The following is a 15,194-nucleotide window of genomic DNA, read 5'->3' as shown; positions in this document are numbered from 1 at the left end:
GATCCCCGAGGCGCAGCGGCTTTCGGGTCATGCCCGCTTCATCGGGCCGACCACGCTCACAGTCGACGATCGCGTTCGCGTCGAGGCGCGAAGCGTCATCGTCGCGGCCGGCAGCGAGCCCTTCGTGCCGCCGCCGTTCGACCGCATCCGCAGCCGCATCCTCGTGAGCGACGATGTGTTCGAGCTCACGGAGCTGCCCGAGAGTCTCGCCGTCATCGGCACCGGCGTCATCGCGCTCGAGCTCGGCCAGGCGTTGCAGCGCCTCGGCGTGCGCGTCGCGTTCTTCAACCCGTTCGCCGAAGTCACCGGGTTCACCGATCCCGAAGTCAGGCGCGTTGCCGAGCACGAGCTCCGCGCCGACCTCGATTTGCGGCTCGGCGTGAAGATGCTGGAGCCCGAGCCCGGCGAACGGGACATTCTGCTGCGCTGGCGCGATGCGCAGGGCGCGGAACACGGGGAGCGCTTCGCGCAGGTGCTGGTGGCGGCCGGCAGGCGCCCGCGCCTCGCCGGCCTCGGCCTGGAAGCGACCGGTCTGCCGCTCGACGACCAGGGTCTGCCGCCGGTCAACCCGCAGACGGCGCAGTGCGCGAATACGCCGATCTTTCTTGCGGGCGACGTCGACGGCAATCAGCCGCTGCTGCACGAGGCGGCCGACGAAGGTCGCATCGCCGGCGAGAACGCGGTCCGCTGGCCGAATGTGGTGAGCCACGAGCGCCGCACACCGCTCGCCGTCGCCTTCACCGATCCGCAGATGGCGCTGGTCGGCAAGCGCCATTCGGAATTGCCCGCGGGACGACACGCGATCGGCACCGTCTCCTTCGAGGATCAGGGACGGGCGCGGGTGGCGGCCCGCAACCGCGGTCTCGCGCGGATCTACGCCGAAACCGCAACGTGCACGCTGATCGGCGCGGAGATGTTCGGGCCGGGGATGGAGCACATGGCGCACCTCATCGCCTGGGCAGTGCAGCAGCGCCTGACGGTGCAGCGGGCGCTCGCGATGCCGTTCTACCATCCGGTGCTGGAGGAAGGCCTGCGCACCGCGCTGCGCGACCTCGCCGAGCAATTGCGGGTGTCGGGCGAATGCCGCCCCGAGGACATGGCGGAGTCCGCGGGCACGTGAAAGGATCGAAAGTCGCATGAACCCTCGCAGACTGCACACCCTGTACCGACGCGCCGCCGGTGCCTCGCGCCATCCGCCGCTGCTTTTCGTGCATGGCGGTTATGTCAGCGCGAGTTGCTGGGACGTGTACTTCCTCCCCTACTTCAGCCGTCACGGTTTCGAGTGTCATGCCCTGGACCTGTCCGGTCACGGCGCGAGTGAAGGGCGCGAGCACCTGAACAGCTTCGGACTCGACGATTACGCCGCAGACGTCGCGCGCACCGCCGCTGCGCTCGGTGAGCCGCCCATCCTCCTTGCGCATTCCATGGGCACCTCGATCGCGGAGCGGGTGGCGGAGCGCGAGCCGGTCCGGGCAGCCGTGCTGATGTCCCCGGTGCCCGCCATGGGCACGCTGGCGGCGGCGATGAAGCTCGCCCTCGCGGAACCCGCGTTCTTCACCGAGGTCTCGCGGGCGAGCCAGGGCCGCTACACCGCCAAGACGCTGCGGCTCATGCGCGACATCTACTACTCGCCCGACATGAGCCCGGAAGAACTGGTGCGCTTCCAGGTCCATTTCCAGCCCGAATCGAGCCGTGCCGTGACGGAGCTCACGCTGCTTGGCCTGCGCGCGCCGCGCCGCCTGCCGCGGATTCCCGCGCTCGTCCTCGGCGGTGAATGCGATGCGGTCTTCCCGCCCAGCCTGCTCTGCTTCTCCGCCATCCGCTGGAACGCCAAGCTCGTCGAGGTGCCGCGTGCAGGGCACACCATCATGCTCGACCGGCACTGGGAGCGAGCCGCAAGCGAAATCCTGCACTGGCTCGGCCAGCAGTCCTGGTAGCGCCCGCGCCGATTGCGGCGTCAGTCACACGCAAGACAATGGAGAATCCGTCATGACCGTGAAGAAAGTCGCGATCGCCTGCCAGGGAGGCGGCACGCACGCAGCATTCACCTGGGGCGTACTGACCGAGATCCTGCGCACGAAGCAGGTCTGGGACGCAGCCGCGAACCGGGGGGACAAGTTCGACGTCGTCGCCTTGAGCGGCACCTCGGCCGGGGCGTTGTGCGCGCTCGCCACCTGGTACGGCCTGGCTCCCAATACCGCCGATCCCGACTGCGGCACGCTCGACAAGGCGATCGAACGCCTCGACTTCCTGTGGACCACGTTTGCCGCCGCCTCACCCGTGGAGATCACCCACAACCAGATGGTGAGCAGCCTCATGCAATGGACCGCCAAGGGGATGCCGGTCGCCTCCTCCAATCCCTACGGCCCGTATGGCAGGCTCGGCCTGGCCGGGCTGTCGATGATGGGCGTGCGCCCGGAGTACCTGCACTTCTCCGATCTCCTGACGCTCGTGTGCCCGCACTTCGATGCCATCGACTGGCCGGGCGTGGTCCGCGCGAACCGCCGTGTCATGGTCGGTGCGATCGAAGTGCTGAGCGGCAACTTCGAGCTCTTCGACTCGGACAAGACGCTGGAGAAGCTGGGCCTGCATCCGGGTGGCGAGAAGCTCCAGCAGTACGAAACCACGCGCTGGCGCATGCGGCGCCCCCTCTCGCTCGAGGGCGTCGCCGCCTCTGGCACCCTGCCCGAAGTTCTCCCCGCGCAGAAGATTCCGGACACCGTTTTCCCCACCTGCGAACCGGGCAAGACGGTCACCCGCAACGGTTATTACTGGGACGGTCTCTACTCGCAGAATCCGCCCGTGCGTGACCTGCTCGATGCGGATGACAAGGACGACAAGCCGGATGAGATCTGGGTCGTGCGCATCAATCCGCAGGAGTTCGCCTATCCCACCATCGACATCGGGCTCGACCTGATCCGCGATCGCGAGAACGATCTCGCCGGCAACCTGGCCCTCAATCAGGAACTCGATCACATCCTCACCATCAATCGCTGGATCGAACAGTTCGGCGATCTGCACCCACCGCTCAACAAGCACAAGATCGTGAAGGTACGGACGATCAAGATGACTTCCGAGACGGCGTGGGGGCTGTGTCACACCTCCAAGTACGACCGCAGCGCGACCCACTACGCGAAGCTGCGCGAGGAAGGCCAGCAGGTCGCCGCGGATTGGCTCGGCAACTGGCGCCGGCTCGGTGACGATTTCATCGCCTACCCTTTCGACGCTCGCTATCCCGAGCACAAATGACCTGATCTCGCGCGCGGGGGTGACGCGAAGCGGTTCGTCGATTCTCGCGGCGCTGGCCGCGCCGGCATGAAGCGTGCGATCCAGAACGTGAACACGTGGCCCGACGTGGACTTCTTCGATCGCCTCAGGTGACTCGTCGCGAGTTCAGAAGATCTCGGCCCCTGCGCAGTTCACGAAGCCCGTCTCCTCCGCCCAGCCCCCCGCCGCGTTCCAGCAGTTCCCGAGGCCGCCCGCACCGAACGCCGAAGTGGCCCGAAATAATCCCCTCGCAGCGCTGCCATCGTCGATCTTCCGATCCACCTCTGCCAGCATCCTGACCGGCAGTTGACCGCCGGTCTTGAGGTTGTGCCGGCTCGCCGGCGCGCCCAGGTCCAGGTACGCGTTGTCGTACGCCAGGTCGAAGAAGCCGCCGTAAGCATTGGCCGGCGTCGTCGCCGACGCATGGGAGCTCGCGCTTGCCGCATCGAAGGCGTAGTTCAGCATCCCGGTCTTCGACAGATGATCCCAGACCAGGAGGGTCTCCAGGGGGCTGCCGCTCGCTTCGACGCGACCGTTGCCGTTGCCGTCGCCGGCGGCGCCGAGAATGTTCTGAGTCGCGCCGCGATAATCCCCCGGGAACGCGCGATACCGATCCTGAAACCCGAAGAACGCAGCCTTGATTCCGGTTTGCATCGCGATGAGGTTGTGCACTCGCGCACCGGTGATGAGTTCCTGACCCTTCATCACGGCGCCGACGAGCAACCCGAGAACGACGAGGACGATGGCGAGCTCGACCAGCGTGAAGCCGTCCGCCGCAGCCACTCCTGCGTGCAGGCTCGCACGATGATCACCGGATCTCATGAGACACCCTTGCCACCGAACGAACTGCGGCGTCGAAGCGATGGCATTCGCGAACCGTCCGAGCTCATCCCGCGCATCCCGGTCATTTTCCGTGAAGTGGAGGGCACTGGCGCAACCGTTGATTCTGCCAGCAGGAGACCGGCGGCTGAAGCGGCGGCGTTCTTCAGAACGGGTGCTACAAAAAGGTAGGGGCCGCCCGCGGGCGGCCCCATTCCTTTCCCTGAGCCGCCTTATATCACTTTTGAATAGCGTGCGCGGTCCTCGCCAGCCCGCAGATAGCGGTCGAAGACCATACAGATGTTGCGGATGAGGAGCCGCCCCTTCGGCGTCACCCCGAGCCAGCCGCGCTCGATGTCGATCAGGCCTTCCGCCTGATAGAGCTTCAAGTCCTCCAGCTCCTGCCGGAAATAGCTCTCGAAGTCGAGCAGGTAGGCAGTCTCGATCGATTCCGTGGAAAGCTCGAAGTGGCACATCAGCGACTGGATGATCGCGCGTCGCGCGAGATCGTCGGCCGAGAGCTCGATCCCGCGCATGACGGGCAGTTCACCGCGATCGAGCGCGTCGTAGTAATCCTCCAGCGTTCGATGGTTCTGGCTGTAGGTGGGTCCGATCTTGCCGATCGCGGAGACCCCGAGCGCCACCAGATCGCAGTCGGCGTGCGTCGAATAACCCTGGAAATTGCGGTGCAGTCGCCCCTGCGCCTGCGCGATCGTGAGCTCGTCCTCGGGCAGGGCAAAGTGATCCATGCCGATGTAGGCGTATCCCGCGTCGGTCAGACGGCGGATGGCGAGACCGAGAATCTGCAGCTTTGTTTCCGGCAGCGGCAGATCCTCTTCGCGGATGCGGCGCTGCGATTTGAAGAGAACCGGCAGGTGCGCGTAGTTGTAGACCGCGATGCGGTCAGGGCGCAGCGTGAGCACCTTCTCCAGCGTCCGGTTGAAGCTCATCACGGTCTGCTTGGGCAGCCCGTAGATGAGATCGATGCTGATGGAACGGAATCCTTCGCGACGCGCCGCATTCACCACACGCTCGGTTTCTTCCTCGCTCTGGACACGGTTGACCGCGTGCTGCACGTCCGGCTCGAAGTCCTGCACGCCGAGACTCATGCGGTTGAAACCGAGCGCGCGCAGGAGTGCGACGGTGTCCTCGCTGACCTTGCGCGGATCGATCTCGATCGAGTATTCGCCGTCGGGGGCGAGATCGAAACTCTCCCGCGTGCATTCCATGAGCATCCGCATCTGCGCGTGCGTGAGAAACGTCGGCGTGCCACCGCCCCAGTGCAGCTGCTCGACGCGCGGCTCCTCACGGAAGAGCGCGCTCTGCATGCGCACTTCGGCGAACAGATAGTCGAGATAGGTGGTCGCCTTCGTCACATCCTTGGTGACGATCTTGTTGCAGCCACAGTAGAAGCAGAGCGTGTTGCAGAAGGGAATGTGCACGTAGATCGACAGCGGCCGTCTGACGGGTCCGACGTTGCGCTGCGCGGCCCATATGCTGTACGCATCGGCATCGAAGGCCTCGACGAAACGGTCGGCCGTCGGGTACGAGGTGTAGCGTGGACCTTTGCGGTCGAGGCGACGGATCAGATCGAGGTCGACTTCCAGAGCGGAGGATCGATCCAGATTTGCCACGACGTTCCCCAACGAGAGCATGTGCCTTGTGTGTGCAAAACTTCCTGCAGGTCACTATGCCAGCGCACCCCGGGGAGCCGTTTGATCTAGGTCAAGGAACATGCCATAGTTAGAAAGTCACGAGAAACCTCGATCATGGCGTCAAGGACCATCCTGAAGCAGATCGACTTTGCGCATCTCAAGAGTGTCTGCTCGACGTGCAGCCTGCAGGAGCTGTGTCTGCCGATCGGCCTCGATCCATCCGAGGTTGACAAGCTAGACCGCCTCGTCGAGCACCATAGCTACCTGCGTCGCGGTGACTATCTCTATCGCGCGGGGGTGCCCTTCCGCTCTCTCTTCGCCGTGCGCAGCGGCTTTCTCAAGAGCTACGTGCTGCACGACGACGGTCGTGAGCAGGTGACCGGCTTTCACATGATGGGCGAGTTCGTGGGCATGGATGCGATCAGCACCGATGTCCACACGTGCGACGCGGTCGCTCTCGAGGACAGCGATATCTGCGAGATTCCCTTCGCGACGCTGGAAGAGTTCTCGCGCACCGTCCCCATCCTGCAGCGCCACCTGCACAAGATCATGAGTCGCGAGATCGTGCGTGACCACGGTGTGATGCTGCTCCTGGGCAGCATGAAGGCGGAAGAACGGCTCGCCGCCTTCCTGCTGAATCTTTCGCAGCGCTACCTGGTGCGAGGCTATTCCGGCACGTCCTTCCACCTGCGCATGACGCGTGAGGAGATCGGCAGCTATCTCGGGCTCAAGCTCGAAACCGTGAGCCGCGTGTTCTCCAAGTTTCAGGAAGAAGGGCTTATCAGCGTCCAGAACAAGTACATCGAATTCAGGGACGCGGTCGGCCTCAAGGCGGTGATCGGCCAGCAGCACCGCTGCCAGGGTAGCTAGCGTTCAGAACCTGTAGAAGACCCGGTTGAGATAGTCGACCACGGCGGCACGGTCCTCCGGCGTCCAGCCGAGTTTCTGATTGGCCTGCCAGCGATCAACCTGCTGCGCAAGCTCCGCGAGGTTGCGCACGATGGGATCGCGTCGCGTGTGTGCCTTGCAGGTGTGACAGGCAACGCAATGGTTGGCGTACAGCGCTTCGCCGCGGGATTCCAGCCCTTGCGCCCACATCGCGGGAGCGCCGACGGCCAAGCCCGCTGCGAGCACGAACCGGAGAATCCCGTGCACCAACTCAACCACAGCAGTCATCAGGGCCTTCGCGCTTGGGGCATCCTGACGGTCTCCCGACCGGCGGCAACGGACAGCGATTGATCTCGAACGGCGATCGCTGCAGAAAGCACGTGAGTGCGCTCGACCCCGCCGCGAACGCCCAGAAGAAAAAGAAGCCGATCGAGTAGACGGCTGTTCGATCGAGGCCGAAGGAGCGTCCGAAAAGGCCGATATCATCCGGATCGACGAGGGCGAAGAAAATCATCGTCATCAGCCCACCGACGATGAATGCCGGCCACAACACCCAGATGAGCCTGCGCCCCATGGTGTTCTCTCCGGCTGACGGCGGCGCGGGGCTGCTCACTTGCTCTCTTCGTCTATCTTGTTGTTGATGAAGCGATAGAAACCGTAGCCGATGGCGATGACGCCGACGATCGTCAACAGGCTTGCAAGCCCCACTGCACTCCCGAACAGCTCACTCCAGGCCATTTCCGTTTCCCCCGATCGGTTTCGTTCAAGTCACACGGGCTGCGGCACCAGGGTGACTTCCGCGTCCCGCGGTGCGAACATTTCTCCCATCAGACGCCACGTCTGCGCACCATCTTCCAGGCCCAACAGCCAGCGACCGTTGCGCAACGGCAGGAGCGCTCCATCGTAGACACCGCCGCCAGCGCCACGCAGGGTCACCGCCTGATCGGCACCGGCCCGGGTCGGATGCAGCACGCGCAACACGATCGTATCCGGCAGCGGGGCAGTCGCGTCACTGCGCAGGTAGACCCTGACCCGCTGATTGTCGAAGTTCCACTGCACGTTCGCGCGCAAGCCAAGTTCCGCAGCCGTCTGGTCGCGCCGGATCACCTGATTGATGGCGAGCCCCTGCTTGTAGTAGTCGTCCGCCACCAGCCCATCGTCGCTCTTTACGGCAAGCCAGACGGTGATGGCGCCGGCCACGACCACGGTAAACGGCCCCGCCGCAAGAAACCACGGCCACGGCTCGCGGTACCAGACACGCGACGCTGTCGACGGTCTCATGGCGCTCGCACGTAGAAGCTGGAATTGGAACTGGCGCTCAAGCGCTCATTGTCGACCGCACGGACTTCGAAGTCGATGCGGTGCGAGCCAGGCGCAACCGCGGCCGGATCCACCTGCACGCTGACCGGCACGACGACTGATGACGCCCCCGCCACCGTCACCACCGGAGTCTCGCTGACGAGCCGCACGTCCGGCAAGCCGCGCACCGACACCTGGAACCGGTGGCCCGACTCGGCGGTGTTCATGATCTGCAGACGGTAGACATTCTCCACCCAGCCGTCGCTCGCTTCGCGTACGAGATTGGCGCGGTCCTTGAGCACGTTCAGCTTGACCGGCACCCGCATGGCGAGCGATGCCGTCATCGCCACCACCACGGTCGCGAGGATCGCGGAGTAGATCAGCACTCTCGGCCGCAGCAGGTGCGAGGCTATCTTGCGCAGCGCCGTCGGCTCCTCCGGATGCTTGCCCTGCATCGCATTCTCGGTGGAGTAACGGATCAGGCCACGCGGGTAACCCATCTTGTCCATCACCTGATCGCAGCCGTCGATACAGGCACCGCAGGCGATGCACTCGTACTGCAACCCGTTGCGGATATCGATGCCGGTGGGGCAGACCTGCACGCAGATCTCACAGTCGACACAGTCGCCAAGACCCTTCGCCCGGTGGTCCACGCTCTTGCCACGCGAGCCGCGCGGTTCCCCGCGCCCGGGATCGTAGGTGATGACGAGCGTATCGGGATCGAACATGACGCTCTGGAAGCGCGCGTACGGGCACATGTACTTGCACACCTGCTCGCGCATCCAGCCCGCGTTGCCATAGGTGGCAAAGCCATAGAAGAAGACCCAGAACGCTTCCCAGGGACCGAGATTGAAACTGATGAATTCGCCGAGCAGCGTACGGATCGGCGTGAAGTAACCGACGAAGGTGATACCCGTCCACAGGGCCACCGCAATCCAGATGCCGTGCTTGGCTGCCTTGATGCCGAGCTTGTGCGCGCTCCACGGCTCGCGATCGAGCTTCATCCGCTTGCTGCGGTCGCCCTCGACGTGGTGCTCGATCCACATGAAAAGCTCGGTATACACGGTCTGCGGGCAGGCGTAACCGCACCACAGGCGCCCGGCCACTGCGGTGAAGAGGAACAGCGACAGCGCCGAGATGATGAGCAGTCCGGTCAGGAAAATGAAGTCCTGCGGCCACAACACCAGATCGAAGATATAAAAGCGGCGGGCGCCCAGATCGAAGAGCACGGCCTGCCGGCCGTTCCACATGAGCCAGGGCAGCCCGTAGAAGATCACCTGCGTGAAGATGACGAGGCCCCAGCGCCATTTGGCAAAAAGGCCGTGCACCGCACGCGGATAGATGGTCTTGCGAACTTCGTAAAGCTCGCTCTCCAGCTCGTTGGGCTCAACCTGTGGTAGCGGCACCTTCGGCAGCGGACTGCTCATTCTCGTCTTCCCCCGCGGCGACTCCTCCCAGTCGCCGCCATTACGCCCATCTATTTCTTCTGCTGCGACAGCGAGTAGACATAGGCTGCAAGGATGTGGACCTTGGTTTCCCCGAGCAGATCCTTCCACGCCGGCATCTGATTGTTGCGGCCCTTGGTGACGGTCTCGGTAATGGTTGCGAGCGAGCCGCCGTAGAGCCAGATGTTGTCGGTCAGATTGGGTGCACCGATCGCGGGATTGCCCTTGCCGTCGGGTCCGTGGCACGCCGCACAGACGACGAACTTCTCCTTGCCCTCGGCCGCAAGCACCGGATCGAACGGCTTCTGACCGGAAATCTCGCGCACGTAGTTGGCGACGGCCTTGACGCCTTCCGCTCCACCCACCGCGTCGATCATCGGCGGCATGATGCCGTGCCGACCGTCGAGGATCGTCGTCTGGATGGCCTCCGGCGACCCGCCGTACAGCCAGTCGCCGTCGGTGAGGTTCGGGAATCCCCTGGCGCCGCGTCCGTCGGAGCCGTGGCACTGATAGCAGTAGGTCAGGAACAACCGCTGGCCCATCTCGCGCGCCTCGGCATTCTCGGCCAGAGCAGGAATGTCCATCTTGGAGAACTTCTCATAGATGGGATCGTATTCCTTCGCGGCCACTTCCCGCTCACGCTCGTACTGCCCCACCGAGGTCCAGCCGAGCAGCCCCGGAAACGAACCGAGCCCCGGATAGAGCAGCAAATAGACGAGCCCGAACACAACCGTGAGATAGAACAGGTAGGTCCACCACTTCGGCAGCGGGTTATTCCACTCCTGCAAATCCTCGTCCCAGGCGTGACCGGTCGTGGTGAGCTTCTCGCCCCCGGGCCGCCTCTTGCCGCCGGTAGCCTTGAGGAACACCGCGCAGCCGATCACGCTCGCCAGCGTGATGATGGCGATGTAGGGGCTCCAGAATCCACTCGTGAACTCGCTCATTTTTCTCCTACGCTCCGTTTTCTTTTGAGGTATTCCGAGACTTGCCGGCAACCATCGAGTCGTCCTCGTCGAATGGCAGGTTCGCGGCCTCGTCGAAGGCACGCTTGCGCCTGCCGCTGAACGCCCAGAAGACGATGCCGAGGAATACGACGAACATGATCACCGTCATGGCCGACCGGATATCGTTGACGTCCATCACCTACCTCGCCGACTTGAGTGAGGTGCCGAGCACCTGCAGATAGGCGATCAGCGCCTCCACCTCGGTCTTGCCGGCGACCGCGGCAGTGGCACCAGTGATGTCCTCGTCCGTGTACGGTACGCCGAGCGTGCGCATCGCCTTCAGCTTGAGCGGCATGTCCTTGCCGTCGAGCACCGTCTGCAGGAGCCACGGATAGGCCGGCATGTTGGACTCGGGGACAACATCGCGCGGCTGATTGAGGTGCACGCGGTGCCACTCGTCCGAGTAGCGCCCGCCGACGCGCGCCAGATCCGGGCCGGTGCGCTTGCTGCCCCACTGGAACGGATGGTCGTACACCGACTCACCGGCCACCGAGAAATGCCCGTAGCGCTCGGTCTCTGCACGGAACGGACGCACCATCTGCGAGTGACACGTGTAGCACCCCTCCCGGACGTACACGTCCCGCCCCGCGAGCTGCAATGCGGTGTAAGGCTTCAGACCCGCCACCGGCTCGATCTGCGATTTCTGGAAGAACAGCGGCACGATCTCGACCAGACCCCCGACGGCGACCGTCAGGATGGTCAGCACGATCATGAGCCCGGTGTTGCGTTCGATTCTGTCGTGAAAATAGGTCCCAGCCATTTTTTGTTCGCTCCTAAGGTCAGGCGTGGGCGCCGGCCACCGCCGGAATCGGCGCGTCGACGGCCTTGTGACCGGCGACCGTCTTCACGACGTTGTAGGCCATGATGAGCATGCCAGAGAAGAAGAGGAAGCCACCCAGCAGGCGGATACCGTAGAAGGGATACATCGCCTTCACCGCTTCCACGAAGCTGTAGGTGAGTGTTCCGTCTGGGTTCACGGCACGCCACATGAGACCCTGCGTCACGCCAGCGATCCACATCGCCGCGATGTACAGCACGACACCGATGGTCGCGACCCAGAAATGCAGCGTGATCAGCTTGACGCTGTACATCTCGCTGCGGCCGAAGAGCCGCGGAATCAGGTAGTAGATGCTGCCGATGGAAATCATCGCCACCCAGCCGAGCGCGCCGGAGTGCACGTGGCCGATGGTCCATTCGGTGTAGTGGGACAGTGCGTTCACCGTCTTCACCGACATCATCGGGCCTTCGAACGTCGACATGCCATAGAACGACAGCGACACGATCAGGAACTTGAGGATCGGATCCGTGCGCAGTTTGTACCACGCACCCGACAGCGTCATGATGCCGTTGATCATGCCACCCCACGACGGCGCCAGCAGGATGAGCGAGAACACCATGCCGAGCGACTGCGTCCAGTCGGGCAACGCGGTGTAGTGCAGATGGTGCGGACCGGCCCACATGTAGGTGAAGATCAGCGCCCAGAAGTGCACCACCGACAGCCGATAGGAATAGACCGGGCGACCTGCCTGCTTCGGCACGAAGTAGTACATCATGCCGAGGAAGCCTGCGGTCAGGAAGAAGCCGACGGCATTGTGCCCGTACCACCACTGCACCATCGCGTCCTGCGATCCCGAATAGACGGAATACGACTTCCAGCTGGAGAACGCGATCGGCAGTTCGGCGCTGTTCACGATGTGCAGCAGCGCTATAGTCAGGATGAAGCCGCCGAAAAACCAGTTCGCCACGTAGATGTGCGGCGTGCGGCGCTTGAGAATGGTGCCGAAGAAGACGATCGCGTAAGACACCCAGACGACGGCGATCAGGAGGTCGATCGGCCATTCGAGCTCGGCGTATTCCTTCGACGTCGTGATCCCCAGCGGCAGCGTGATCGCCGCGAGCACGATGACCAGGGTCCAGCCCCAGAACGTGAAGGCCGCGAGCTTGTCACAGAAGAGTCGCGCGTGACACGTGCGCTGCACGACGTAGTAGGACGTTGCAAAGAGCGCGGAGCCACCGAACGCGAAGATCACCGCGTTGGTGTGCAAAGGTCGCAGGCGCCCGTACGAAAGCCACGGTATGCCGTGGGTGAGATCCGGCCAGATGAGCTGGGCAGCCGCAATGACACCGACCAGCATGCCGACGATCCCCCACACGACGGTCATGATGGCGAATTGCCGGACCACGGTGTAGTTGTAGGTAGTCGCCTGCGAACTCATGTTCCACGTCTCCTTAACGTTCTGAAGAATTTCTGTTGCCAGGGCGCAAGCGCCTGGGGCGGACGCAACCCGGCGCCCATGTTACGGGAAGGGTCATCACTTACTTTTGATCCAGATCAAGGCGCCCTCCGGGGGAACCACCGCCCGTCGCACCGGGGCCGTCGTCGTCCATCAGGATCCGGTGCGCAGGGCCTTCGAGATCGTCGAACTGCCCGCTCTTCAATGCGTACCAGAACACCACCGCAATCGCAAAGACCAGCGTCACCGAGAGCGGAATGAGGAGATAGAGAATCTCCATCCTAGCCCGCCCGCGGTGCGAGAGACCGACATTCCAGTGTGGCGCCCGCCTGCCCCGCGGCGGCGTGCCGATCCGGGCGGGCAAGGCGCAGGGCATTCACCACTACCAGCAGTGAGCTCGCGGACATGCCGAGGCCCGCCATCCACGGCGTCACGTAACCGGCAATGGCGAGCGGCAATGCCACCACGTTGTATGCGGCCGCCCACAGCAGATTCTCGCGGATGATCCGCCGTGTCCGGCCGGCAATGTCGAAGGCGGCGGCGAGATGCTCGAGACGATTCGACAACAGGATCATGTCGCTCGTCCCCTGCGCCACCGGCGTGCCGCCGCCCATGGCGATGGACATCGCGGCAGCGGCCAGCACCGGCGCGTCGTTCACGCCGTCACCGATCATCGCCACCACCGCCCCGCTCGCCTGCAGCCCTTGCACGTATTCGAGCTTGCGCGCGGGCGTGACTTCCGCCACCACCTCACCGATGCCGACGCCGGCGGCGACCTCGCGGGCGGCCGCCGTGCCGTCGCCCGACAGCAGCACCACGGTGCGACCGGACTTGACCAGCGATGCCACCAGCGCGCCGGCTCCGGGACGTATGGTGTCGGTCAGCCGGAAGAACGCGAGCCATCCTTCGCGCCCACCCAATCCGACCAGCGTCGCCCTTTCATCGACGCGCGCGCCAGGCAGCGGCCCCGCCAGCGCCGCGACGAAGTCGGGGGTGCCGAGCCGCAGCACACGGCCATCCACCGTCCCCTCCACCCCGGCCCCGGGCAGGTTTTGCATGTCGCACGCTGTTGCAGCGTCGACCGCGGCCTCCTGCGCCGCGCGCAGTATGGCATTGGCAACCGGATGCTCAGAGCCGCGCTCGAGCGCGGCCGCCAGGCGCAGCGCGTCGCGTTCCGTTCCGCTCCCGAGGACTTCCACGCCGGCCAGTTCGAGTCGGCCGTGCGTCAGCGTGCCGGTCTTGTCGAAGACCACGTGCGTTGCACGCGCGAGGGTTTCCAGCGCGTGCCCACGCGTCACCACCACGCCGAGCCGGGTGAGCGCCCCGGTGGCCGCCGTGAGGGCGGCCGGCGTTGCCAGCGAGAGCGCACAGGGACAGCTTACGACCAGCACCGAGACGGTCACCCAGAGCGCTCGCGCGGGATCGATGAGGGCCCACGCGATCGCCGTGACCGCGGCCACGGCCAGCAGTACGGACACAAACACCGAGGCAGCGCGGTCGGCGAGCCGGGCGAGCGCCGGCTTGTCGCTCGTCGCGCGATCCAGCAGACGGAGAATGCCAGCGACGACGGTCTGCGCGCCGACGCGGGTGACGCGCATCACCACGGGGCTCGTCACGTTGACCGCACCGCCCGTGAGCGCAGCACCGCGCGTCTTCAGGACCGGCCGGCTTTCGCCGGTGAGCAGTGAGTCGTCGACTTCCGTGGTCCCTTCGAGGATCTCGCCATCCGCCGGAATCGAGTCACCCGGCTTGACGAGCACACAGTCGCCCGGCTGGAGTTGCGAGACGGCGACGCGTTCGCTCGCCCGACCGTGCGGAAAGTCGGTGAGACGTTCGGCCAACGCCGGGATCAGCTTGAGCAGTTCTTCCGCCGCGCGCCCGGCCCGCGCCCGCGCGTTCATTTCGAGAAAGCGGCCGCCGAGCAGCAGGAAGACGAACATGGTGATCGAGTCGAAGTAGACCTCGCCGCCACCGCGCAGCGTGGCAACGACGCTCGCGATGAATGCCACGGCCACACCCAGGGCAACCGGCACGTCCATGCCGACGCGACGCTGCACGAGGTCGCGCCACGCCGCCTGAAAGAACGGGGCCGCGGAATAGAACACCACCGGTGTCGTCAGAATCAGGCTCGCCCAGCGCATCAGGCCCTCAATGTCGGGGCTCATGTCGCCATCGGCGATATACGCCGGATACGCGTACATCATCACCTGCATCATGCCGAGGCCGGCGACGAAGAGGCGCCACAGCGCCATCTTCCGCTCGCGTCGGGCGACCTCGTCGAAGCGCGCGGTATCGAAGGGATGCGCGGTGTAGCCGATGTCGGCGACCGCCTTGAGGATGTCGGAGAGCCTGAGACGGCGCTCGTCCCAGCGCACGTAGGCGCGGCGCGTGGCGTAGTTGATCGCCACCGAGACGACGCCGGGCATTCGGCCGATGTGCTGTTCGTTCAACCAGACGCAGGCGGCGCACGCGATGCCCTCGAGGATGAGGGCAGCCTCGCGTACGTGCGGCGCGGCCTCGCGCACGAAGCTCTGCTGGACCGCGGGATCATCGTAGAGCCGCAGTTCGTCGAGAAACGCGGGC

Annotated in this window: 17 protein-coding genes; 4 read left to right on the top strand and 13 right to left on the bottom strand. The window is 64.7% G+C overall.

Going from position 1 to position 15,194, the window contains the following annotated elements:
* The 3 genes from JNK68_15765 to JNK68_15755 all read left to right on the top strand — a co-directional run.
* Positions 1-1,120 (top strand): dihydrolipoyl dehydrogenase (locus JNK68_15765; protein ID MBL8541802.1); only part of this gene is annotated, 1,120 nt, incomplete at its 5' end.
* Positions 1,121-1,136: 16 nt separating this feature from the next.
* On the top strand, positions 1,137-1,937 hold the full coding sequence (locus JNK68_15760; protein MBL8541801.1) for an alpha/beta fold hydrolase: 801 nt from the start codon (positions 1,137-1,139) through the stop codon (positions 1,935-1,937).
* A 52-nt stretch (positions 1,938-1,989) separates the two neighbouring features.
* Entirely contained in the window at positions 1,990-3,249 is a 1,260-nt protein-coding gene (locus JNK68_15755; GenBank protein ID MBL8541800.1) for a patatin-like phospholipase family protein, read from the top strand.
* A gap of 144 nt (positions 3,250-3,393) precedes the next feature.
* Here JNK68_15755 and JNK68_15750 read toward each other — a convergent pair whose 3' ends face one another.
* Together JNK68_15750 and hemN are read right to left on the bottom strand one after the other, a co-directional pair.
* Positions 3,394-4,089 (bottom strand): prepilin-type N-terminal cleavage/methylation domain-containing protein, encoded by a 696-nt coding sequence (locus JNK68_15750; GenBank protein ID MBL8541799.1) that lies wholly within the window; start codon positions 4,087-4,089, stop codon positions 3,394-3,396.
* A gap of 230 nt (positions 4,090-4,319) precedes the next feature.
* On the bottom strand, positions 4,320-5,741 hold the full coding sequence (hemN, locus tag JNK68_15745; GenBank protein MBL8541798.1) for an oxygen-independent coproporphyrinogen III oxidase: 1,422 nt from the start codon (positions 5,739-5,741) through the stop codon (positions 4,320-4,322).
* Between the two features lie 114 nt (positions 5,742-5,855).
* Here hemN and fnr point away from each other — a divergent pair, with 114 nt between their 5' ends.
* Positions 5,856-6,611, top strand: coding sequence for a fumarate/nitrate reduction transcriptional regulator Fnr (gene fnr, locus JNK68_15740; GenBank protein ID MBL8541797.1), 756 nt, complete (start codon positions 5,856-5,858; stop codon positions 6,609-6,611).
* 3 nt (positions 6,612-6,614) lie between these two features.
* Here the strand turns inward: fnr and JNK68_15735 are convergent, their stop codons facing one another.
* The 11 genes from JNK68_15735 to cadA form a co-directional block, all read right to left on the bottom strand.
* Positions 6,615-6,917: a cytochrome C gene (locus tag JNK68_15735; GenBank protein ID MBL8541796.1), complete on the bottom strand. Its 303-nt coding sequence runs from the start codon at positions 6,915-6,917 to the stop codon at positions 6,615-6,617.
* Positions 6,901-7,203: a hypothetical protein gene (locus JNK68_15730; GenBank protein ID MBL8541795.1), complete on the bottom strand. Its 303-nt coding sequence runs from the start codon at positions 7,201-7,203 to the stop codon at positions 6,901-6,903. Before JNK68_15730 ends, JNK68_15735 begins: the two co-directional genes overlap by 17 nt.
* Before the next feature lie 35 nt (positions 7,204-7,238).
* Positions 7,239-7,367 carry a DUF3149 domain-containing protein gene (locus tag JNK68_15725; GenBank protein MBL8541794.1) on the bottom strand — a complete coding sequence of 43 codons (129 nt, stop codon included), beginning with the start codon at positions 7,365-7,367 and terminating at the stop codon, positions 7,239-7,241.
* A gap of 30 nt (positions 7,368-7,397) precedes the next feature.
* Entirely contained in the window at positions 7,398-7,910 is a 513-nt protein-coding gene (locus JNK68_15720) for a FixH family protein (protein MBL8541793.1), read from the bottom strand.
* Positions 7,907-9,355: a cytochrome c oxidase accessory protein CcoG gene (gene ccoG, locus JNK68_15715; protein ID MBL8541792.1), complete on the bottom strand. Its 1,449-nt coding sequence runs from the start codon at positions 9,353-9,355 to the stop codon at positions 7,907-7,909. The genes JNK68_15720 and ccoG overlap by 4 nt, the downstream gene beginning before the upstream one ends.
* 50 nt (positions 9,356-9,405) lie before the next feature.
* The gene (gene ccoP, locus JNK68_15710; protein MBL8541791.1) at positions 9,406-10,317 is read right to left on the bottom strand and encodes a cytochrome-c oxidase, cbb3-type subunit III; all 912 of its coding nucleotides are present in this window, start codon (positions 10,315-10,317) and stop codon (positions 9,406-9,408) included.
* A gap of 7 nt (positions 10,318-10,324) precedes the next feature.
* Positions 10,325-10,513 (bottom strand): cbb3-type cytochrome c oxidase subunit 3, encoded by a 189-nt coding sequence (locus JNK68_15705; protein MBL8541790.1) that lies wholly within the window; start codon positions 10,511-10,513, stop codon positions 10,325-10,327.
* 3 nt (positions 10,514-10,516) lie between these two features.
* Positions 10,517-11,137: a cytochrome-c oxidase, cbb3-type subunit II gene (gene ccoO, locus JNK68_15700; GenBank protein MBL8541789.1), complete on the bottom strand. Its 621-nt coding sequence runs from the start codon at positions 11,135-11,137 to the stop codon at positions 10,517-10,519.
* A gap of 19 nt (positions 11,138-11,156) precedes the next feature.
* Positions 11,157-12,593 (bottom strand): cytochrome-c oxidase, cbb3-type subunit I, encoded by a 1,437-nt coding sequence (gene ccoN / locus JNK68_15695; protein MBL8541788.1) that lies wholly within the window; start codon positions 12,591-12,593, stop codon positions 11,157-11,159.
* Between the two features lie 100 nt (positions 12,594-12,693).
* Positions 12,694-12,891 carry a cbb3-type cytochrome oxidase assembly protein CcoS gene (gene ccoS / locus JNK68_15690; GenBank protein ID MBL8541787.1) on the bottom strand — a complete coding sequence of 66 codons (198 nt, stop codon included), beginning with the start codon at positions 12,889-12,891 and terminating at the stop codon, positions 12,694-12,696.
* A 1-nt stretch (position 12,892) separates the two neighbouring features.
* The coding region (cadA, locus tag JNK68_15685) for a cadmium-translocating P-type ATPase (protein ID MBL8541786.1) at positions 12,893-15,194 on the bottom strand (2,302 nt) is incomplete at its 5' end.

This window comes from Betaproteobacteria bacterium, assembly GCA_016791345.1.
Lineage (GTDB): Bacteria > Pseudomonadota > Gammaproteobacteria > Burkholderiales > JAEUMW01 > JAEUMW01.
This window is presented reverse-complemented; position numbering and strand designations above follow the sequence as displayed.

Excerpts from the sequence above, each read along its gene's own strand:
- fnr (MBL8541797.1), top strand. The coding sequence starts at position 5,856 with ATGGCGTCAAGGACCATCCTGAAGCAGATCGACTTTGCGCATCTCAAG.
- ccoP (MBL8541791.1), bottom strand. The coding sequence starts at position 10,317 with ATGAGCGAGTTCACGAGTGGATTCTGGAGCCCCTACATCGCCATCATC.
- JNK68_15735 (MBL8541796.1), bottom strand. The coding sequence starts at position 6,917 with ATGACTGCTGTGGTTGAGTTGGTGCACGGGATTCTCCGGTTCGTGCTC.
- JNK68_15720 (MBL8541793.1), bottom strand. The coding sequence starts at position 7,910 with ATGAGACCGTCGACAGCGTCGCGTGTCTGGTACCGCGAGCCGTGGCCG.
- JNK68_15730 (MBL8541795.1), bottom strand. The coding sequence starts at position 7,203 with ATGGGGCGCAGGCTCATCTGGGTGTTGTGGCCGGCATTCATCGTCGGT.
- ccoO (MBL8541789.1), bottom strand. The coding sequence starts at position 11,137 with ATGGCTGGGACCTATTTTCACGACAGAATCGAACGCAACACCGGGCTC.
- JNK68_15755 (MBL8541800.1), top strand. The coding sequence starts at position 1,990 with ATGACCGTGAAGAAAGTCGCGATCGCCTGCCAGGGAGGCGGCACGCAC.
- ccoG (MBL8541792.1), bottom strand. The coding sequence starts at position 9,355 with ATGAGCAGTCCGCTGCCGAAGGTGCCGCTACCACAGGTTGAGCCCAAC.
- JNK68_15705 (MBL8541790.1), bottom strand. The coding sequence starts at position 10,513 with ATGGACGTCAACGATATCCGGTCGGCCATGACGGTGATCATGTTCGTC.
- ccoS (MBL8541787.1), bottom strand. The coding sequence starts at position 12,891 with ATGGAGATTCTCTATCTCCTCATTCCGCTCTCGGTGACGCTGGTCTTT.
- JNK68_15760 (MBL8541801.1), top strand. The coding sequence starts at position 1,137 with ATGAACCCTCGCAGACTGCACACCCTGTACCGACGCGCCGCCGGTGCC.
- ccoN (MBL8541788.1), bottom strand. The coding sequence starts at position 12,593 with ATGAGTTCGCAGGCGACTACCTACAACTACACCGTGGTCCGGCAATTC.
- hemN (MBL8541798.1), bottom strand. The coding sequence starts at position 5,741 with ATGCTCTCGTTGGGGAACGTCGTGGCAAATCTGGATCGATCCTCCGCT.
- JNK68_15725 (MBL8541794.1), bottom strand. The coding sequence starts at position 7,367 with ATGGCCTGGAGTGAGCTGTTCGGGAGTGCAGTGGGGCTTGCAAGCCTG.
- JNK68_15750 (MBL8541799.1), bottom strand. The coding sequence starts at position 4,089 with ATGAGATCCGGTGATCATCGTGCGAGCCTGCACGCAGGAGTGGCTGCG.